Genomic DNA, 19,260 nt, shown 5'->3' with positions numbered 1-19,260 from the left:
CTTCTGCCATTTGTTTTCATCTAAAAAAACCAACTTCATCCTCTTTCCTCTATAAATTATTCTCTCTATCCTAACATAAGATCAACACGACCTAGTACAGCTACCCGATAGATCCCGTGCTCAACGCCTTACGGCAATCAGAGGAAAATCATGTACCCAGTCTTCTGGATACTCGATAATAGACTCTGTGCTCAACGCCTTACGGCAATCAGAGGAAAATCATCGCCGATCCTGGGGAGGGCAAAGTTGACGGTTCAATACGTGCTCAACGCCTTACGGCAATCAGAGGAAAATCATGCAGCTGCTCTGAGCAGAGCTCAAGGATCCCACAGGTGCTCAACGCCTTACGGCAATCAGAGGAAAATCATAACCCATCCCCTGGTCTCGTCTATTGATATTCTGAGTGCTCAACGCCTTACGGCAATCAGAGGAAAATCATAACTGTCCCAAAGCTTCTGTCCCTCCCTGTCTAGTAGTGCTCAACGCCTTACGGCAATCAGAGGAAAATCATACAAGTTTTGACGTTCTTTGCTCATTGGAGCAACCTGTGCTCAACGCCTTACGGCAATCAGAGGAAAATCATCTCTCTAACCCCCCTATAGGGGTAGGGGGATATAGAGTGCTCAACGCCTTACGGCAATCAGAGGAAAATCATCAGAGTCTTCAGCTCCGGATCCAACACAGGGAGAAGTGCTCAACGCCTTACGGCAATCAGAGGAAAATCATACCAAATCAAAGCCAAAGCCGGTGAAGCCGGCGTGAGGTGCTCAACGCCTTACGGCAATCAGAGGAAAATCATTGCTGGCATCCAGCGAATCCAGAATCTCTCTTGCCGTGCTCAACGCCTTACGGCAATCAGAGGAAAATCATCCGTAAGTAGGTCGGCGTACAACTTTCCTAAAATAAGTGCTCAACGCCTTACGGCAATCAGAGGAAAATCATGATCCCTCGGCCAAGCCGCTTCCGTCTACCACGCGTGCTCAACGCCTTACGGCAATCAGAGGAAAATCATTTTCTTAATCCAGTCAAGAGCTTCCTGATAGTCTAGTGCTCAACGCCTTACGGCAATCAGAGGAAAATCATGTAGTTCACAGCATCTATGATGGCCCAAGTAACTTTGGTGCTCAACGCCTTACGGCAATCAGAGGAAAATCATGGCGCACCCCAGGATTCTTACTCTGCAAGGCTCGGATGGAGCCTTTGCAAGCATGTACCCTTATTCTATACACCAACTGCCAGCTAGAAGACAGGTCTCCTAACGCACTGGGCCCGGCAAAAGGTTTTCTCGTAAGGGAGCCGGGATTTTGCAAGCAACTCCAGGTGGTCGAAAATCCCTGGAACCCTCTTCCGACAAGACTTTCAGGTCTTTTGGGGGCTAGAGCGTCTTTCACAACGATAGATCCTTGCTTTTTAACAGATCCTGTAGCCATCCTGTCGTTCTGGCCAACTTTCTGGTCGGTTCGAGGCGAGCACCCGCTCCAAGCAGCGGTTGCAGATCCCCACAAGCAAGAGGTCATCCTCTGGTTTTAGAATTTTCTCTAGCTCCCAACGCAGTTTCTCTCGTTCTCGCAATGTTAGCCAGGCACGAAAAATTGAGTACTGAATTCGTTCTCCATATCCCTCCAATAACTTGGACGCTTTCCGCCACCGCTTCTGGCAGCGAATATCGTAGCACACCAAGTAACAAACCTTATGCTCTGCCATAATCTATCTCACAACTAAGTTTCCAAACAAGTCTGCTTCGCCGTTCCACTCTTTTTCCAAAAGACGAACCTCTAGCTCTATTAAACGGCAGTAGGTAAGAGAGTAATGAGTAACTGGGTGCTTCCACTTTTCTCGCTTGCGCTCTTCGTAAATCCGAATCATCTTCTTACGTCCCTCTTCGCTGAGCCAAACTTGTTGGCCTCGTACTGTAAAATCTGCGTCTGGATCCCATTGCCGTCGGTTAACTGAGGCTACGACTGGCATATCTACAAGAGGAACACGGAAGATCTCCATCAAGTCAAGAGCCAGAGGATGCGCTTGGGAGCGAGGCTGGTGATAAAAACCCAGGGCGGGCTCTAATCCAACTGTCAAAATAGCATTCATTACATCTTTAAGCAAAAGGGCATAGCCGAACCCAAGCAAGGCGTTAAAGCGATCCTTGGGAGGTCTTCGATTTCGTCCTGAAAATCGCATTTCCTCAGGTACTGCATCAGACAGCAGATGAGGCAAGGCAGAAAAGTAGAGCGCTGCTAAGTTTCCTTCCAGTCCCAATAGACTTGATAAAGAGTCTGCCTGATCAACTTGCTTGAGCAATCGCTTCATTTGTTCGATAGCTTGTTCTACCTCCGGCGAACGCTGGGATCCCAAGCGCATTAAGAACTTGCGCTGGCTCTGGCCTCGACACCTCACCAACTTTCGGGCTAGTCTCAGGCACATTTCAGGATTGCTCAGGGCCTGATACTGTCGAATGCGGCGCTGGATGCTCCCATATCGGGGATCCAGGCTGCCGACATAGCGTCCACCTCCCGAAATTAAGTGAATTCCAATGTATTGTTCGGCGCAGAAATGAATGGCTTGAGTTGAAATTTGAGAGAAACCATGCAGCACAATTTGTCCAGTTTGCTGAGCGGAGATAAACTCTTCGCTTTGGTTTCGGTAGGTAACTTTGAGACGGGATCCACTGCGCCCTACCCGTGCCCCTGGCTCTAGAATGTGGACACATTGCCGTTCGTCATCTTCCGGGAACAGGCGAATAGGTTGCCATTCTCTGTCATGAGCTAGCCGTGCTTCTTCGGGCAAACACACGGGAGCTAAGGAGCAACCCGCACACAGCCGCTCATTGTCGGTAATTGGGGGCCGCAGAGGAGATTGGCGCAGCAGCCTCGCTTGTTCAATTGCCTGACGTACAGCTTGGCGCCCAGCATCATCAAGGGGTACGTGTACGAGCACATTATCTGCGTGGTACCGAATTCGTCCTTCGGGAATTGGGATCCCCAAAGCTGTTTCCACGAGATAGGCGTAGGCCAAAATCTGCAACCGGTCACTCTCCCAGGCTTGAGGCTGGTTGTCCAGATCCCGTGCTGACCGACCCCTTTTATGCTCGTAGGGAATGATCTGTCCATCGCGAGTGCGCAAAGCATCCACTCTTCCCCGCAAGCCCAGTTCTTCGCTTTCTAGAAATAGATCCTCCCACTCCTCTCCCTCTTGCTTTTCCAGCTCTGTGTGTAACCGCCGACCGGCAAAAATAGCTGCGTTTTCCGTATAGAGCTCCTCGACCTCCTCTAGATAAAATAGTCGTGGGCAGTAGGCCAATGCGTGCAGTGCTGAAACACGAATCAAATCTGAATCTATCTGTGCGGGGAAATCGATTAGTGATGCCGGCATAATCTGATACTCCGAAATATGAAAATATAGAGTTCTTCAGCAATCTTAGAACAGCTTTCTCTTTGAGCAGAGACAAAACTCAGGCTCCACGCAAGATCTTCTCCTGGCAGGGTTAATAGGCTGTTCGGAAATAAGCCTTCGACCTAAGGTTGATAAGTCTAGAACCAACAGCTTGGAATTCTCACGGCTTAGTTTGGGCAAATTTCCGTCCAGGCTAACTCCGGCACATCATCACCTTCAAGAGTTCGGAGTGAGTATCTTCGCCAGCGAGTATCCCGCGATCCCACGTGATCAACCCAATACGGCAAGGTCAGGATCCCATCCTCATCTTGAATTAGCCATCTTCCCCCTGAAGGGACTTTCTGAATTGGTCTTACCGAGTTAACTAAGTCACGACTCTCTCCTAGGCTTAGTCCCCCAGATCGGTCAATTAATTCAGGATTTTCAAAGGCTCTTTCCAAGTCATGAGCAAGGGATCCATTGACCAAAACTGCGATTTGCACATCGGTCAGCAATTGTTGGTAGTCAGGACGGGCATTGTTTGGATGCTGAATATCTTTTGTCTTAAAACGACGAAGGGTACGGATCACTGTAGAAAGCTGGGGTTGGCTCAGGAGAGCAATTGCCAGTTGGGATCCGCAATATCGATGCCGATCCCATTCTCCCAGCAGGGAAAGCAACATTCCATAAACAGTAGCCGGTGGCGGCACCGGATAAGTTTCGGCAAACTCCCTGGCCCAAGATTGACGAAAACAGGCGATAGGCACCTCAACGTGGAGCCGAATCATGCTGCCTCCTCACAAGAAATTTGCTGCCTAATCAAGCTGATAAGTTGATTAACTGTTGACTTAATGCCTGGACTTACATGAGCACCCAACTGGGCTAGCTTCTCCCCGTCCTCAGTTTCGGCAGCAGCTCCTGCCAGCCATAGCTCTTGAGGAGCTATATCCCCCACTTGCACTCGACGCACTAAGTCCGGCATGCTGATTTCTCCATCAGAGTTTTCTTCAAAACAGTAGAGCAGGCGTGGCGAAAAGTCGTGTGTCCAGCGCAGGACTATGCTATCCGGTGAAAAGTCATAGAGAAAGCGAGAGTGATTGCCAGCTACTTCCCCCAACGAAACCAGTCCGTTTAACACTTCGATTACTCGGTCTTGCCGGTGGAGCCGAGCAGGAGTCATTGCAAAGCCGTACTGATAGCGAGTAGCATGAACCTCCGTTCCGTAGAGAGAAGTGGATCCCTTCTGGCCACTTTTCGCGTTGAAGGTTACATCTCCGCTGTAGGGTCGAGTAGAAACTGCCCGAGTTACTTCCAAAACACCTCGCCGAGCAGTGGTAGTGCCCTTTGGTAACTTCTCTCCCTTCTTCCTGGATGAGTTTTCGTCTGAGGCATCTACTTTAGCCCCTTCCGCACGCATAAAGCCTAGGACATCATCATCGATATACCGCTCGGGATCAAAGTTAGGCGCTTGCCACTCGTTGTCGTTGGTTTGATCATTCCAACGTCGGTTAACTTCGCAGCCATTCCCTGAGACCTGCCAATAGTAACGCAGGGCCCAACGGATTGCTTCAGCAGAGACGGTAGTGTGCACCTCATTTTTCCAGAGGATCTTTTGCAGGGTAGTGATGTTGCCTTCATTCTCACCGCGGTTGTTGGCAGCGGTGCCGTAGCTGGTCAAGATGTTGCCAAACAGGTGCAAAGTCATAATCTTCCTCCAAGCTAATTCTTCAAACTGAACTGTTAAGTCGTTGCTGCATCAACTTTTTACTTGACTTTCTGGCTCTTGCTTTACACTTTCAGTCCTCCTCTAGCTCGGCAAGTACAATCAAGTCAACATCATCCTCGTCAAGCTCATCCTGAAGTTCTTCCTGTCGCTCCTTGCCTTTGTAGCTGGCCAACGCTAGAAGAGCTAAGTCTCGCGCTTTTTTCCATTCCTTGGGATCCATAACTAAACCCATCAAGTCATCCCAATGCTCTTGCAGTGTCGGTATTCTTCCAGCCCGCGCCCAAAAGCTAGTAATAAACTCGCGGAAGCTTTCCGCGTTTTTGCATCGAGTCAGACCAGTGCGAATACGTATATTTTCTCTGTCGAAGTTAGTAAACTCTCCCCTATCCTGGGTTTTCTGAGATAACCGACCATAGGTAAAGCGAATGGCTTCATGACAAGCCTGAACAAACCAGCGCTCTCTGTCATCCATTTCTGTTTTCATGACCATTTCGTTTAGACCTCCGCGCTCGTAACATAGCTGCTTAAACTGCTCGTTGCTATTAACCTGCTCTGCAAATCCGGCATACCAAGAGTAACCCCTTGCCAGATTTTCAGCAATCATCTCACGAGTAAAACTTGTTGCAATGAAACTGCCTTCCTCTGCTTTTGCCTTGACGACAACTCGATCTGGTAACACTGCTTTGCAGATCTGGTAGTTTTTACAGACGCGATATTCTGCTTCTACAGTAAGTAGATCTGTGCGAGATTTTTGTTGGCTCGACCACGGAACAACACCTAGAGTTAGAACCTGACATCGTTTTACCTTAAATTCCCTAGCAGATTCTGCAATCCCTTGGTACGTCAAAAACCTAAGCCCAGCATCTCCCAAACTCGAAGCATGAAAATCCTGGTAGGCTGCATAACGAAGCTGGGGATCTTGCCGGTAGCTTGCATAGACCTCCATATCGGTAATCTCGGGAACTACCAGGGCATATTGAGCTTTCTGATCTCGCAGCCGCGAGCGAAGTATGTAGTAGCAGCAAGAAACAGGAGCGTAGAGAAGTATAAAGGCCATCTCTGGAGATTCTTCAAAGCTTGTATCCGAGGGAAATGCATTGTGGCGAACAACTGCACCAGGATTAAGCCAGCCAGCAATGCTAATTGGCTGCTTAAGCCAATTACCGTTTTTATCACATAGATTTTTGGCAAATTCCTGATGGACGTAGCTTTCTAAAGCTTTATACTTGATAATGACAGGCGGATGATCCTCATCAATCTCTAAAGATTGAGTTTGCTCGCCAATAACTTTACGGGTTTTGGCATGTTGTAGAAATGTTCCCAGGATTCCTTGATGGATGACTACCTGGGAGTCTTTTCGCATCGACTTACTGTCGATCCCTCGCAGTGCGATTAACCCATTGTCAAGCTGGAAGGACTCTTTGAGCAACCAATCAATCACTTCAAAGTCATTCCCTTCCCAGAACAGTTGAACTTGTCGTGGCGTCAACTCCCAACTTAGTGACCCTGGGCGCTTTTCTGGTGGAATTTCCTGCTCTAGCTGCTTGAGGGTCATCCATAGTCCGGCTAAGCCCGCTCGATGTAGCAGGGTTAATCCGGGGTGTCCCAGATGCAACTTTAATTCGGTCATGGCGTACCAAATTCCTCGCTGTAGTTGATATATCCAGGCTCTGTGACGAAGTAGAATCCGCGTCGCCTCCAGTTCCACCACTCCGTCTTTTTATCTGGGATCCGAATTGGAATTGACCAGGCTTGAGCTTCTTGTAGAAAAGCTTGCATTCTCGATAGCTTTTGGCCCTTATCTAGAGCTTTCTTCTGTCTGACTTCAGCAGCCTTCCAAATAGCGTCTTGATCTTCTGCCAGAAGCACTGTTATCGTGTAGCCGGCCTCTCGCAGGGAACTTGGATAAGTGCACCAGTTTTGATCAAGCCATGCTGACTTCACCCTGGCAGGCTCTTCCCGGCTGAGCTGAGAGATGATATCAGCCAGGTCTCGCTGGGAAATATACTCAAGTTCTCTAAGCTGTTCAAGCAGCTGCCGGCCAGTTTCTAATTCTGCTGCGCCATAGGGGAGGTGTTCGTTCCATTCGTAGAAAAGAGCTACACGGGATCCCTCCTGCTCGCTTTTCATTCTTCGATTGAGGCGACCTAGTCGCTGAATTAAAGATGTCGCTGGAGCCATAGCAGAGATAAGCAAGTCTGCACTTAAATCTAAGGACATTTCACAAACCTGTGTAGTAACAGCGAGAACAGGCCCTGGTTGACCAAAAGCGTTAATAATCTGCTCATGCTTTCTAAGTCTATCTTTATAACGAAATCGACTGTGATAAATTAAAACTTTGGCTTCAATGTCTTTTAGCTTCTTCTGAGCCTCTCGATAAATGTTAATGCAACTGGCAACTGAATTGGTTACCCACAATACCTTTTGGTTCTCTTGAACTGCTTTAGTAACTTCCGACCAAATGGATTCGGAATTGATGGGATCCTCCTTTGGTTGAATTTCTCGTATTTGATAGCGCTTCAGCTCTTCTAGCTCTTGAGGCCCTTCAATGGGATCCCCAATAGGTTCACCCAACTCACTCATCACCCGTTTAATCGCCTCAAGTCGCCCTGGGGTGAAGCTGGCGCTCATCAGTAGGATAGGTGCGCCTCGAAAAGCCTGTAAAAATCTCAGCAAAGAGCCAAACAACTGATTGTCATAGGCATGTACCTCGTCAAAAACGAAGGCAGATTGAACTAGAACTGGCCAAGAAAATAGTGGTCTTCTATTGTTCTGGATTAACCCTAAAATAGAGTCTACAGTGCAGATAACCAGTTTCTTTCTCCATACTTGCAACGCTGCCAAACGAAACGAAGCACCCTCATCCTCTTCGCCTTCGCCGGTCAATAAAAGTTCTCGATCCAAATCTGCTCGTGAGTGCATCAGTGCCTTTTCTATTGGGGATCCCTCGGCGTAGTCCAAGTAGCCCTGAGTAGCCGTTCCGGTGGTCGGATAGCCAAAAAACAGTCGCCTTCCCGATGCCCACTTTTTCGCCCAAGCGTAGGCTCCCAAGGTCTTGCCTGTACCACAGCCTGCCTTGACCAGTGTTACTCGATGAGTGGCAGCAGCCATTTGCTCTTGGAAGGGACGCAGGGAGTTTTTTCCTAGTTTCTGGGTAATCAGTTGCTCTAATTCACTTTCTTGGAGAGCTAAACTCAAGGTATTAGAAACCCAGCTTTGCAAGTTTTCTCCCTCCACTGGCAAGACCGATCCTGCTAAATCTGCAGCAATTACTGTTGCCTTAGCAGCCGCTATTAATATCTGTCTCTCAAAGCTAAAATTTTGAGCAAAGTCTCGAAACTGATCTACCAATGCACGCAAGTGCTGTTCCAGTTGGTCTCTTTCCCAACTTGCTGAGGGTACACTTGGAATCTCTGATGGTAGCCCTAGTCTCTGCGATCCGAGCCTCAACACAGATTGAAAGTCTGGATGGCCAGTATAAACGTAAATCTCAGATCCTGAGCCATCAGACAACTCCGTAATTTTGTGAGATTCTTTGCCCTGAGAATTCACTCCCGCTTTGAGGTGATGTCCAATTGCTGTCCAGGCAGCTAAGAGGAGCTCCTCTTCAGTAAATGCTTTCTGTAGCCACTCTCGAAATGCACTGACCTGTAAAGCAAGTATGCCACTTAAAAACTCGTGTCGGATAAGTTGCCTTCTGTTATGACTTCCCCAACTCTTTTCAAGCTCTGCTTTCGAGTTAGTGTCTAGGATCGATGACTTGAGATAAACCATCTCCTGGAAATGTTGATTGGCTTTACCCCAGTCGTGCAGATAAGCTCCTAATTTGACAACAGCTCCCAAACGATTTGAGTCACTTAACCCTAACTGCTTGCAAATAGTCTGTCCTAGACGATCTGAGAAGACTTCAGCCGCTGACAAGACAGCCGCAACATGGCCTGCAAGTTTAGCAGCGCCCCTTGCCTGAGCATACTCTTCTTTAGATTGGTAGCTGGGATCCCATTTTCCCAGCGATTTTGCTAGCAAAAACTTAAACATTGTAGAGTCATCCTCACCTGCACGGCAAAAAGAATCCACAACCCATGCGCCGCCGGCCACCTAGCCCTACCTGCTGGAGGCGAATTGAGTCTTCTTCCTGTAGGTTCTCTACTAAGGTTGAGAAACCTACAATCGTATGCCCTTTAATTCTCAAGGTCTTGCGCAAGGGTTTCCCAGTTTTATCTTGCAGTACTGATACCCGGCCTGAGATATTAAGCTTCTCTAACTGGTCTTGGGCAGCTTGCACAAATGGATCTGGCTCGGTGTAGCCCTTGATTGTAACAATTCGGGCTTTTAGGGAAGTGCTTGGTTTGAGAGTAAAAATCCTGGGGATTCCTAGCTGTACTTCGTGAGATCCAATCTTCAATTGCTTGCCGGCTAGCTTGTACACCTCCGGCACTGCTTCCATGGGCAGCCGAATTCTAATGTGGGAGTGCGGAGTCAGTAAGATTTTGCCTCGTCTGTCTCCAATTCCCGCTGTTGTCAAAATCCCGATGTGAGGGTTTCGGTGCAGTGTTGGTACTTGGTGGCATAGCGCCGCGAGTAGAGCGTACCCGTGATCTGCTGGGAGGGTAGTTCCTCGCACGGGCAGGCATAGGTCCACTACGGGAGCTTCGTAAGGGACATGTGTTGGGTTTGCCATTGAAGCTTCAGCAGTCATTGAGTGGCTCATCACACAGCTGCCACCTGAAACATATGTAAGAAATGCTAGTGAACACAGCCCGCTTCTGTCAAGCAGCGCGCGGCGCCCCAGGGCGATCAGTGGAAAGGGCAGTCAGGGGTGCTAAGGCCTGCTGCCAGCAGCAAGGCACTTTCGACCACAGCAGCCACGTGAAAGTGCTCAACGCCCAGGGGCTTACCTCTGACAATACCATTGGTCTTAGCCCTCTTCAGCCAGGAGGTGATTTTCGGAAGAGTTCCCAGAAGAGGGCTGGATCCCCTACCCCCGCATAGGCAACCTCGAAGGGTAGAGCTTAGGATGGCTTGACCCATCTCCTCTTTATCAGCTCTCTCGCTGCCTATGAACCTGTCATCCATTGCCAAGCCACAGCAGCTTTCTCTTTTGCTGATTGCACTTCAGCTAACTCTGGGAGCGCCGGCGACAGCTCATCCGGTCACCAGTTCTGCAACGGACTCGACGGCGGCGGCCATTCAGCGAGTAACGGAAATTCATGGCGGAGCTGGGCCTTGGGCCGTGGTCGGCTATCGCATGGGGATGCGCGCTCTGCAGGAGCTGGGCTTGATGAGTCCAACTCCCCACACTTCTAGGAACCGTTTTCTGGTGGAGGTCATTCACGAGTCGCCGGCAGAGATCCCGTTCGTGTGCATTGTGGATGGCTTGCATGCTGCAACAGGGGCCAGTTTGGGCAAGTTGAACTTGAAGCTGGTGGAGGTCGAATCTCTTGAAAAAATGCGCAGCGTGGTCATCCACCGAGAGACCGGCAAGCGGGTGGAGTTTCAAGTTTTGCCCGAGTTTATTGACAAATACCGGAACTTGCCCCCGGAACAACTGGCGACTGCAGGGCAGGAAGTTCTTCAACTAGCCGATGAGAAGCTTTTCCGTCTCGCCATTAGCCCATAGCAGGGAATATCGCTGCCGGATCCCTTCGGCATTCCTGAGCCAATCAGCTCCAGACCCGAGCGGGTGGCCACCTCTGCCGGATGCTCTCTTTCTGGAACTAACTCTGATTATCGTGGGCTCGCTAGGTACCCCCTAAGGGATCCGGGCTTGAGCGAATACATCTTGAGGGATCACCTTTAGACCCGGCAGGAAATCATCTTGAATGGCTTGGGATCCCGTAAAGGTGCGCGGCGGGGCATCGGGATAGAAGACCGTGATGCTCTTGGCTTGGGGATCCACAACCCAAACCCTGGGGATCCCAGCTTCTAGATAATCGGTTGCCTTCTGGGCTATGGCTCCAAAACTCTGGCCAGGAGAAAGGATCTCGATCACCAACTCGGGAATGGCAAAACAAGGTTCATCGGTCATGGCCTCAACCGGCAACCGCTCGTTAGAGATGTAAGTAACATCAGGAACTGGGATCCAGGGCTCTGCCTTTCGTGTTAAAACAACTGCCCACTCAGTATGTGCTGACCCAGGCTTAGGACACTCAGGGCTAGAGCACCAGTCCTCCAAAATTTGCCACAACACCGGTTGGAGACGAGCATGGAAGCGCTTTGGCGACATGGGTTCGTTTTTGGAGACGGCCCGCCCATCGACTAGCTCATAGACAATATCCCCCTCCGGCAAGGCCAGAAACTGTTCGGGAGTTAGCTTTTGACCTGAAATGGACAACTCTGGAGTCGATAGCATCACAGGATCCCCGTTGTTTAGGATGGCCGAATCTCTGTCTAGGCTAGCTCTGACATCCCCCACCTTCACCGTTTTGAAACAGTTGTCGAGCAGGGATCCAAATCCAGCGGCAAGATGGCTCCACTCAATTTTGGGGGTAGAGATCCCCATCTTTCTGGCACCGGCTGAGCAGAGGATGCCACTTTTCGGGAGAGGATAGAGCAACATTCAACCCAGAACCCTCTCCAGGCAACTTGAGAAGGGGGGGCTTCCAAGCTGCAGTAGCTTGAAGATGCCCGTGCTTCAATGCTTGAAAGCCGTCATCGAGAGGATCCCTATGGCTAATACCCTTTTGACCACTCTAGGCACCAGCCCCTACAGCGAGACGGTGTATGTTTTTGGGGAGCGGAAAGCCGATAGAACCCGTTATGTTGCCAAAGCCCTCTGTCAGCTCTTTGACATCGAGAGGGTGATTGTGCTGCTAACCCAAGAAGCACATGACACCCATTGGAAGCATCTACAGGACTGCCTACCCCCCCACGTGGAGAAAATTGCCAAGGCCATTCCTGAAGGGAAAACCGAGGCAGAGACCTGGGAGATCTTCGATGTGCTGGTCGATAGCATCAAGCCCCATACGCGGCTGGTTTTCGATATCACCCACGCCTTTCGCTCCATCCCCCTACTGGTGCTCTTGGGAGCTGCCCTTTTGCGCAAGGCCAAAAATGTAGAGATTCAGGGTCTCTACTATGGTCTGTACCGCTCTGGCCAAGCGGAAACCCCCATTATCGATCTCACCCCCGCCCTTCGTCTTTTGGATTGGCTGACAGCTACCGACAAATTCATCAGCACCGGCTCGGCCTTGGAGTTGGGCCAACTTTTGGATACAGTTCAACGGGACTTTTACCGCCAACCAAAGCTCGGCAAAAGGGATCCCAAGCCCATCCGGCTGCAGAACTTTGGCCAAGCCATCCGCAATATCTCTCGTTCCCTGGAGCTGGTAAGACCGGTCAGCCTTTTGGAGGATGACTTGCTTAGGTTGCAAAGGCACTCCACCCAGGAGTTGGCAGAAGAGGTGGGCCAATTTGCCAAGCCTTTTGGTCTGCTGCTGCGAAGCATTCAGGATAGCTACAGCCAACTGGCTTTGCCAGCAGACAGAGCTACGGATGCCAAGGCTCAAGTTCAAAAGCAATTTCAACTGCTGCGCTGGTATGTGGAGAAACGCTTCACCACGCAGGCAATTCTCTTAGCTCGGGAGTGGGTGATCTCGGCCCTCTGCTTGTGTGAGGGGCTGCCCAACTACCGCCAGCGGGAAGCGCGGCAGGAGATCGAACACCAACTGGGATCCCTCATTCCGCGGAAAGACCAGCCCCTTGGAGATCCCCCTGCGACTGGCGAATCGGGCCGATCCCTCATCCCACGGGAAGACCAGCCCCAGGCGCTTCCTCCTATTACCACCCATGTGCCCGACGCCAAGCAGCTTGCCGATCTCTGGTCTCGCCTCAGCCAGTACCGCAACGATGTTGCCCATGTGCAGATGAATCTAGACCCTTTGAACAGCGAAGCTCTAGAAAGCTTTGTTTTGCAAGACCTGCTGCCTGGCCTGGAAGAGCTGTTTCCCAAATTGACCTGGGCAGAAGGGAAGTTGGAAGGGGATCTTTCCACTTCTCCGTAGGCTAAAGACATCGGTTCGCCCTCAGGTTCTGGGTTTTTGGTCAAACAACGGCTATTGAGAAATACTGAAGAAAACTGAGGGCTGGCCGGGATCAGATCGATGTTCGAGGAGTTCCTAACTGTTCTGTTTCTCCAGCGAAAACACCATGTCTTACTACTGGCAAGCTAAGCTCTGGGGTCTGTTACATGATCCCGCCCTCAAAGCCCTACACGACAGGACTGGCCGCTCCAAGGAAGGGCCGTGGACCAGACTGGCGGCGATGCAGGGATGGTCTTCTCCCAAAGCCGAGGGATCCTCTCCCATAGGCGATGCCGATCTCATCGCCTCGGCCAGCGACCGCGCGGCCATTGGCCATTTGCCCATAGCCATCAACTATCAAGTTGAGGATCGCAACTTGGGTCTTGGACTAGAAATGAGCCACTTGCTCTCCGGGCGCAAGCGCTTTTGGCAATTGGCCGATGACCAACACCAAGCCCTCAAGGATGCCCGCTCCCGTGCAGACTACCTGATGGAACGGGAGGAGAGCGCCATCCCCGATTGGGTTTGGCAAGAGGAGGATCCCCAAAAAGTGTTTTGGTGGTTTTGGCGGTGCTTTCCCCAGGCCATTTGTCAGGAGTTTGGGGATGAGAGCTTGCTGCTATTGCCGGCAGAAACCCGGCTGCCAGACGGATCCCTGTGGAGCCACGCCAGCGTCACCGCAGCCTTGGCCGGATGCTTGGCCGGCTACGAGGAGCCCACGCGACCCTTTTTGGTGAGCTTTACCTTCAACCCCATCCAAGAGTTGATCAAAGCCAGCCGCAAGATGCGGGACTTTTGGGCCGGATCCTGGCTGCTGCACTACCTTTCTGCCCGCATGAGTTGGCGGCTTGCCGAGAAATACGGCCCCGACTGTCTGCTCTACCCCAGCCTCTACGGCCAGCCGTTAATCGACCACTGGCTGCGGGAGAAGTACCCCGAATTTGAAGAATGGATCCCTCAACCTTCTGCCAACGCCCTGCTCACCGCCGGTTTTCCCAACGTGCTCCTGCTGCTGTTGCCGGAAGACCGGGTGCAAGCGGCCATGCAGTTTGCCCAGCAGACCCTCAAGGAAGAATGGAAGCAGTTGGCCCAGAAGGTGCTGGATTACCTGCAGGGGGATCGCCGCTGGCTGAGGCAGTTGCACCCAGAGGACCCCACCTGGCAGGGATGGCTGGAGCACCAGTGGCAGCACTACTGGGCAGCCGTGCCCCTGGGATCCCCGGCTCATGCCCTCAAGGATACCGGCATCCTCAAGCCCCCTCAGGTTTCCATTGATGCGGATCCCTGGGTCAGTGCCCAAAACCGCACCTATCACCTGGGGGCTAAGCAAAAGCTCTTTGCTGATGAGGAGCTGGAGTTTCTGCGGGCTAGCTTTTGGGATCCCCAAAGACAACAGCGCCGCCAATACAAGGCCGGACTCAACGTGGGATCCTGGTGGGCAGCCGCAGTGGAGCAAAGTCGGCGGCTACAAGCCGCTTGTAAGCAGGCCCGCGATTGGCAGCTCCCCGTTGCGTTTGGGCCGCGCAGCACCGTTTCGGGCTTGGGGCCGGTGGTGCATCCCTCACCGCGGCAGGGGTGGATAACAGAAGGGGAGAGTCGGCGGCTTTGGCAGCGGCAGGCCGGGCTCTTCGATGGCCGGGAACAGCTCAATGCCACCGAAACCCTCAAGCGGGGCTTGTACAAAGTGCTGCCGGAGCTCTTCCGCGAGCTGGATGAAGACCAGATTGCCGCTTCCTACCCGGATCTCACCGCTGGCGTAGCCGGCTACCTCAAAACCCAAGGGCGACGGGAACGAGAGCACTTCGAGCAGGCCTGTCAGGCAGTGGAGGCCCGCTACCCGGAGGTCAGAGGGGTGCTGCGGGAAATGCGGGGCAAATGGGGGATCCCGTGGGCCGACCGGCAGAACCTGCGCTACCATCCCCGTCTGCTCAATGCTGGTTGGCTGGTGGAAGACCTGGAGCTGGACGAGGAAACGCAAAGAAGCTACCGGCAGGACATCGAGACTCTTCTAGGCCGCTACTACCCCAGCGTTAACCCCGCCAGTTGGTACGTGCTGGCTGCTGGGGATGGTGACGACATGGGCAAATGGCTCAGGGGCGAGAAGATGAAATCCTACTACGACTATCTGCCTCAACCCCTACAGCGGCTGGCCAACGGGCAAACGGAAGCCATTGGCGAGGTCTTTGGCAAGGACAAGGAGGAGCTGGAGCAAGTCAAAGACGCTTTTCAGAAGTTTGTCAAAAACAGCCGCAAGCGCATGGGGCCTGCCACCCACAGCGCCCTAAGCCGCGCCCTGCTGGATTTTTCCGGCCAGTTGGTGCCCTACCTAACAGAGCAACGCTATGCAGGCAAGCTCATCTACGCCGGTGGGGACGACGTTTTGGCCTACACCAACCTCTGGGAGTGGGATGGCTGGCTGTGGGATATTCGCCAGTGTTTCCGGGGGGGAGAGGATGACTGGCGGGAGTTTGAGAACCTGGGGGACTACTGGCAGTGGAAAAAAGGGCGGCCTCCCGAAGGTTTGAGCCGGCGCCCCCTCTTTACCCTGGGATCCGCAGCCACCATCAGCTTCGGCGTGGTGATTGCCCATCACTCGGTGCCTCTGGCCATTGCTCTGGAAAACCTTTGGCAGGCGGAAGAAGAAGCCAAGGGCCACCTCTATGCCCATGGCTGCCCCAAAGACAGCGTGCAGGTGCGGGTGCTGTTTGCCAATGGCAACCAACTGGTGAGCACCAGCAAGTTCGACACGTTCGACAAGTGGAAAGACCTCCTTGATTTTGACTGGAAGCTCATGGGCCAGCAGCAGGATCAAAGCTCCTTGTTTGAGCAGGCAGCCCAACTGTGGGAGCAACATCCTGCCCCCAGCCCAGAGGCGGTGCCAGCCTGGGCCACGCTCTTTTGCAGCCGCCGGGATCTCTTCAAACAGGAATCGGAGCAGAAAGAGCACTTCCAGAACAAGCTTGTGGAGTTTATCCAGCATTTTTGGCAGCACAGCCTGCCCGCCCAGCCCCAGGAGTGGGATCTGGAGATCAAAAACTGGTTCAAGTTGGCAGCTTTTGTGCTGCGCAACCGCACCGTGAAATTGGGGAGGAACAGCCGATGAGTTGGTTTACCCTATCACCCTTGGATGTGTGGATGTTTCGGGATGCCAAGCCCTTTGCCCCGGGAGAGCGGGCCTGGGCCAACAGCAGCTTTCCCCCCAGTGGCCACACCTTGGCCGGGGCTGTTCAAGCCTACCTGGGCCAGCCGATGACGCTGCGGCTGCGGGGCCCCTTTCTCTGCCACGACGAAAGGCTCTATTTCCCCGCCCCTCTGCATCTGGAAGACGGATTCCCCCTTGTTCCCGTTCCTTGGTTGGACAAGACGGATCCCTACTTCCATTGCCACTGGGATCCCACCCGGCCAGCCCCGTTGGTGTCCCTGAGGCCAGCAGAGGAGGAACCCGAAGGCAGCCAGAGCAGCAAGAAGAAGAAAACAGGAGGCTATCTGCCCTTCGAGGCGGTGCAAAAGGCGCTGGAAGGCAAAGGCTGGGATCTCAGCCAGGCCGTTAAGCCACCGCTGAAGTATGAAGTGCGACCCCACAACACCCTGCAGGTGAGCAAGCGGCAAGTGCGAGAAGCCGATGGCTACTTTGTGGAGACCTGCATCCGCCTTCAGCCGGGCTGGAGTTTGGCCCTTTCCATCGAGGGCTGGGATCCAGATCGCGAAGCCTGGGATCCCCTACCCCTTACTCAGGAAGCAGTGCTGCGGCTGGGGGGAGAAGGCCACTGCGCTTTGCTGGCCCCCTGTCCGAAGCTGCAGGAGCAGTGGCAGCAGTTGCAGGACCTTTCTCAGGCCGCCTTTTGCCAAGCCCGACGCGCTTTGGCCTACTTGGTGACCCCAGGTGTGTTCATCAAAAAGGTGGACGGGCGTTCCCTCTGCCGCGCCTGGCCGTGGGAATGGCGATTGGCCACTCCCCATCCTGCTCACTCCCTCACCGGCCCCCTGGTGAGCGTGGCCACCGGCAAGCCCGTTCCCATCAACGGCCGCCTGCGGGTGGATCGCCCCCCAGAGCAGCGGCAGATGAGCCTGCCCGCCCCCCAAGTTTTTGCCGCGCCCCCTGGCAGTATCTACTACCTGGAGCAGCCGGCCCCCCTCAACCAAGAAGAGCCCGAGCTAGAAGATGGCCGGCTCAACGTGTTCCACCGCTGGCGGCTGTTGGGCTATAGCGAGCTCCTATGGCTGCCTTGGGCCAACTGAGTTTTGCTTTCAGTCCTTGAATACTTACTCGCAAAAGGAGCCCATCCATGACTTTTCAGATTGCCTACCTCCATCTATTGACTCCCCTGCACACCGGCGGCACCACCCAAGAAGGCAACCTCTTGGGCATTGCCCGCGAATCCCACACCCATTTGCCCTACATCCCTTCCAGCACCATCCGGGGCAGGTTGCGGGCCAGCGTGGCCGATAAAGACAAAAAATTTGAGCTCTTTGGCAACGAAATTGGGGAAGGGGATCAGCTGACCCAGGGATCCATTTGGATTGGGGATGGCTCTTTGCTGTGGATCCCCGTGCCCTCCCTTAGCCATGGAGTGGTGTGGATAAGCTGCCCGCTTCTGCTTAAGCGCTGGCTGCGGCTAACAGGCCAGGATCTGTCAGTGCCGGATCCCTATAGCACCAACTTGGAAACAAACCAGCCTATCTACCTCAAAGATGCCATTCTCAAAGAGGGTCTTCGACAATGGTCGGAATGGAAGAGCTACACCAAAGATCCTAATATCAGTCGCGTGATTGTTTTACCAGATCAGCACTGTGCCACCCTCATTCAAATGAGCCTGTGGCGGCAGGTGAAAGTCAAGCTTAGCGAGCACAAGGTTGTGGAAGGAGGCTTCCGCTATGAAGAGGCCATTCCTCCTGACAGCTTGATGTACTTTACCTGGGGGGTTACCGCCCAAGCAAGTGGCAGTTCTGAGGAGGCAATGAAAGAGTTTCGAGATCTGCTGCAATCCAACCAGATTATGCAGATTGGCGGCCAGGAAAGCTTGGGCCGAGGCTTTGTGGAGCTGTCTTTGAACTAGATCTCAACCTAGGAGGGAGGTTTTATGAATAGCTTTGACCCGCGTACATTGGCCAAGCCCGTTTACGAATCCCTGTGCCAGCTCAGAGCGCAAACCAGGGATCCAGAAAGGCTAAAAGAGCAAAAAAACCAGGCTGTGGAGCTCTACACCTATCTTTCTACTTGGGGCCTGCTGCGCCTCAAGGCCGAAGAAGACGCCCTTAGCCAAGAGGGCAAAAAAGAGGTGGTCAAGGAGTTTTTCGATTGCCTAGAAAAGATCTCCGGTCAAAACGAAATTGCCAAATCCAACGGCCTGGATCGTCTCATGGGGTTGGGAGTTGAAGAGTACCTGGGCTTAACAGGACTGGGACTTGCCTTGGCGCAAGAATTCAGCTTCTGGGCTACAGCCATTTACCATGACGTTAGCGGGGGGGACTAATGAGTGTAGCTGTTCCAATCCAGTCTATTTCCCTGTGTGAAGGAAGCCAAGTGGTCATCCATTCGCTGACTTGGCAAGACTTTGAGAGCATCTTGGAAGAGTTAGGGGAAGACCGCCACACTCGCATTGCCTATTACAACGGCACGTTAGAGATCATGTCTCCCTTGTCCAAACATGAGCGCCCTCACCGCATTGCCGGAGATATTGTGAAAGCTCTCCTTGATTCTCAAGGGAGAGACTGGGAAGACTTTGGCTCAACAACCCTTAAAAAGTCTGGCAGTGCTGGGGTAGAGCCTGACACCTGCTTCTATGTCAATAACCTGGAGCAGATGCGAGGGTGTGAGGGAAGAATTGATGTTGATCTATTGCCCCCGCCTGATCTGGCCATTGAGTCCGACGTTACTTCCCGAACTTTTATCGAGGCCTATAGAGCCATCGGCGTGCCGGAAGTTTGGATCTTGGGTGAGCGAAGTTTGCGGATCTTTATTCTGCAGGGAGAAGACTACGTAGAATCAAGCTGCAGCTGGCTTTTTCCAGACTTCGACATCCCCAATCTTGTACCTCAACTCATTCGACGCGCCCTAGAAATTGGCACCAGCGCTATGTTGCGCAAATTTCGGCAAACCCTTGGCAATTCCTAACGCTGTTTCCCACTTTTGGAGAAGATCCC

15 protein-coding genes and 1 CRISPR repeat array are annotated in these 19,260 nt (G+C 52.6%); of the genes, 7 read left to right on the top strand and 8 right to left on the bottom strand.

The genetic code is table 11. The annotated features are described in order from the left end of the window. Positions 1–116 precede the first annotated feature (116 nt). Positions 117–1,156: direct repeats of the CRISPR family, unit length 36 nt; unit sequence GTGCTCAACGCCTTACGGCAATCAGAGGAAAATCAT. A 254-nt stretch (positions 1,157–1,410) separates the two neighbouring features. The 7 genes from cas2 to cas6 all read right to left on the bottom strand — a co-directional run bounded on the left by cas2 (position 1,411) and on the right by cas6 (position 9,776). Next, positions 1,411–1,704, bottom strand: coding sequence for a CRISPR-associated endonuclease Cas2 (gene cas2, locus ACVWXZ_RS10695; protein ID WP_457403825.1), 294 nt, complete (start codon positions 1,702–1,704; stop codon positions 1,411–1,413). 3 nt (positions 1,705–1,707) lie between these two features. Next, positions 1,708–3,369: a type I-MYXAN CRISPR-associated endonuclease Cas1 gene (cas1, locus tag ACVWXZ_RS10690; RefSeq protein WP_457403826.1), complete on the bottom strand. Its 1,662-nt coding sequence runs from the start codon at positions 3,367–3,369 to the stop codon at positions 1,708–1,710. Between the two features lie 188 nt (positions 3,370–3,557). Beyond that, positions 3,558–4,157 carry a type I-MYXAN CRISPR-associated protein Cas5/Cmx5/DevS gene (cas5, locus tag ACVWXZ_RS10685; protein ID WP_457385032.1) on the bottom strand — a complete coding sequence of 200 codons (600 nt, stop codon included), beginning with the start codon at positions 4,155–4,157 and terminating at the stop codon, positions 3,558–3,560. Then, positions 4,154–5,074 carry a type I-B CRISPR-associated protein Cas7/Cst2/DevR gene (cas7i, locus tag ACVWXZ_RS10680; RefSeq protein ID WP_457403827.1) on the bottom strand — a complete coding sequence of 307 codons (921 nt, stop codon included), beginning with the start codon at positions 5,072–5,074 and terminating at the stop codon, positions 4,154–4,156. Before cas7i ends, cas5 begins: the two co-directional genes overlap by 4 nt. Positions 5,075–5,165: 91 nt before the next feature. Continuing rightward, entirely contained in the window at positions 5,166–6,725 is a 1,560-nt protein-coding gene (cas8a1, locus tag ACVWXZ_RS10675; RefSeq protein ID WP_457403828.1) for a type I-MYXAN CRISPR-associated Cas8a1/Cmx1, read from the bottom strand. Further along, on the bottom strand, positions 6,722–9,133 hold the full coding sequence (cas3, locus tag ACVWXZ_RS10670; RefSeq protein WP_457482504.1) for a CRISPR-associated helicase Cas3': 2,412 nt from the start codon (positions 9,131–9,133) through the stop codon (positions 6,722–6,724). Before cas3 ends, cas8a1 begins: the two co-directional genes overlap by 4 nt. A gap of 13 nt (positions 9,134–9,146) precedes the next feature. Continuing rightward, on the bottom strand, positions 9,147–9,776 hold the full coding sequence (cas6, locus tag ACVWXZ_RS10665) for a type I-MYXAN CRISPR-associated protein Cas6/Cmx6 (protein WP_457403854.1): 630 nt from the start codon (positions 9,774–9,776) through the stop codon (positions 9,147–9,149). A 378-nt stretch (positions 9,777–10,154) separates the two neighbouring features. Between cas6 and ACVWXZ_RS10660 the strand changes: the two genes are divergently transcribed. Next, the gene (locus ACVWXZ_RS10660; RefSeq protein WP_457403830.1) at positions 10,155–10,715 is read left to right on the top strand and encodes a formylmethanofuran dehydrogenase subunit E family protein; all 561 of its coding nucleotides are present in this window, start codon (positions 10,155–10,157) and stop codon (positions 10,713–10,715) included. A 132-nt stretch (positions 10,716–10,847) separates the two neighbouring features. On the opposite strand, the gene ACVWXZ_RS10655 is transcribed toward ACVWXZ_RS10660, so the two are convergent. Further along, a complete protein-coding gene (locus tag ACVWXZ_RS10655; protein WP_414328896.1) occupies positions 10,848–11,597 on the bottom strand; it encodes a Uma2 family endonuclease in 750 nt (249 codons plus the stop codon). 166 nt (positions 11,598–11,763) lie between these two features. On the opposite strand from ACVWXZ_RS10655, the gene csx2 reads away from it, so the two are divergent. From csx2 to ACVWXZ_RS10625, 6 genes are all read left to right on the top strand, one after another. After that, on the top strand, positions 11,764–13,098 hold the full coding sequence (gene csx2, locus ACVWXZ_RS10650; protein ID WP_457403832.1) for a TIGR02221 family CRISPR-associated protein: 1,335 nt from the start codon (positions 11,764–11,766) through the stop codon (positions 13,096–13,098). A gap of 145 nt (positions 13,099–13,243) precedes the next feature. Further along, positions 13,244–16,219 carry a type III-B CRISPR-associated protein Cas10/Cmr2 gene (gene cas10, locus ACVWXZ_RS10645; protein WP_457403833.1) on the top strand — a complete coding sequence of 992 codons (2,976 nt, stop codon included), beginning with the start codon at positions 13,244–13,246 and terminating at the stop codon, positions 16,217–16,219. Continuing rightward, positions 16,216–17,355, top strand: coding sequence for a type III-B CRISPR module-associated protein Cmr3 (locus ACVWXZ_RS10640; RefSeq protein WP_457440201.1), 1,140 nt, complete (start codon positions 16,216–16,218; stop codon positions 17,353–17,355). Before cas10 ends, ACVWXZ_RS10640 begins: the two co-directional genes overlap by 4 nt. Positions 17,356–17,402: 47 nt before the next feature. After that, entirely contained in the window at positions 17,403–18,173 is a 771-nt protein-coding gene (gene cmr4 / locus ACVWXZ_RS10635; protein WP_457403835.1) for a type III-B CRISPR module RAMP protein Cmr4, read from the top strand. A gap of 24 nt (positions 18,174–18,197) precedes the next feature. Then, a complete protein-coding gene (locus ACVWXZ_RS10630) occupies positions 18,198–18,590 on the top strand; it encodes a hypothetical protein (protein ID WP_414357349.1) in 393 nt (130 codons plus the stop codon). Then, positions 18,590–19,231: a Uma2 family endonuclease gene (locus ACVWXZ_RS10625; RefSeq protein WP_457403836.1), complete on the top strand. Its 642-nt coding sequence runs from the start codon at positions 18,590–18,592 to the stop codon at positions 19,229–19,231. The genes ACVWXZ_RS10630 and ACVWXZ_RS10625 overlap by 1 nt, the downstream gene beginning before the upstream one ends. The last annotated feature ends 29 nt before the right edge of the window (positions 19,232–19,260 follow it).

Source organism: Thermostichus sp. MS-CIW-38 (genome assembly GCF_054058415.1).
The sequence above is the reverse complement of the archived record's forward strand: the minus strand, read 5'-3'. Positions and strand labels throughout refer to the sequence as shown.

Excerpts from the sequence above, each read along its gene's own strand:
- ACVWXZ_RS10655 (WP_414328896.1), bottom strand. The coding sequence starts at position 11,597 with ATGGGGATCTCTACCCCCAAAATTGAGTGGAGCCATCTTGCCGCTGGA.
- ACVWXZ_RS10630 (WP_414357349.1), top strand. The coding sequence starts at position 18,198 with ATGAATAGCTTTGACCCGCGTACATTGGCCAAGCCCGTTTACGAATCC.
- ACVWXZ_RS10625 (WP_457403836.1), top strand. The coding sequence starts at position 18,590 with ATGAGTGTAGCTGTTCCAATCCAGTCTATTTCCCTGTGTGAAGGAAGC.
- cmr4 (WP_457403835.1), top strand. The coding sequence starts at position 17,403 with ATGACTTTTCAGATTGCCTACCTCCATCTATTGACTCCCCTGCACACC.
- cas2 (WP_457403825.1), bottom strand. The coding sequence starts at position 1,704 with ATGGCAGAGCATAAGGTTTGTTACTTGGTGTGCTACGATATTCGCTGC.
- cas8a1 (WP_457403828.1), bottom strand. The coding sequence starts at position 6,725 with ATGACCGAATTAAAGTTGCATCTGGGACACCCCGGATTAACCCTGCTA.
- cas6 (WP_457403854.1), bottom strand. The coding sequence starts at position 9,776 with ATGGCAAACCCAACACATGTCCCTTACGAAGCTCCCGTAGTGGACCTA.
- ACVWXZ_RS10660 (WP_457403830.1), top strand. The coding sequence starts at position 10,155 with ATGAACCTGTCATCCATTGCCAAGCCACAGCAGCTTTCTCTTTTGCTG.
- csx2 (WP_457403832.1), top strand. The coding sequence starts at position 11,764 with ATGGCTAATACCCTTTTGACCACTCTAGGCACCAGCCCCTACAGCGAG.
- cas10 (WP_457403833.1), top strand. The coding sequence starts at position 13,244 with ATGTCTTACTACTGGCAAGCTAAGCTCTGGGGTCTGTTACATGATCCC.
- ACVWXZ_RS10640 (WP_457440201.1), top strand. The coding sequence starts at position 16,216 with ATGAGTTGGTTTACCCTATCACCCTTGGATGTGTGGATGTTTCGGGAT.
- cas3 (WP_457482504.1), bottom strand. The coding sequence starts at position 9,133 with ATGTTTAAGTTTTTGCTAGCAAAATCGCTGGGAAAATGGGATCCCAGC.
- cas5 (WP_457385032.1), bottom strand. The coding sequence starts at position 4,157 with ATGATTCGGCTCCACGTTGAGGTGCCTATCGCCTGTTTTCGTCAATCT.
- cas7i (WP_457403827.1), bottom strand. The coding sequence starts at position 5,074 with ATGACTTTGCACCTGTTTGGCAACATCTTGACCAGCTACGGCACCGCT.
- cas1 (WP_457403826.1), bottom strand. The coding sequence starts at position 3,369 with ATGCCGGCATCACTAATCGATTTCCCCGCACAGATAGATTCAGATTTG.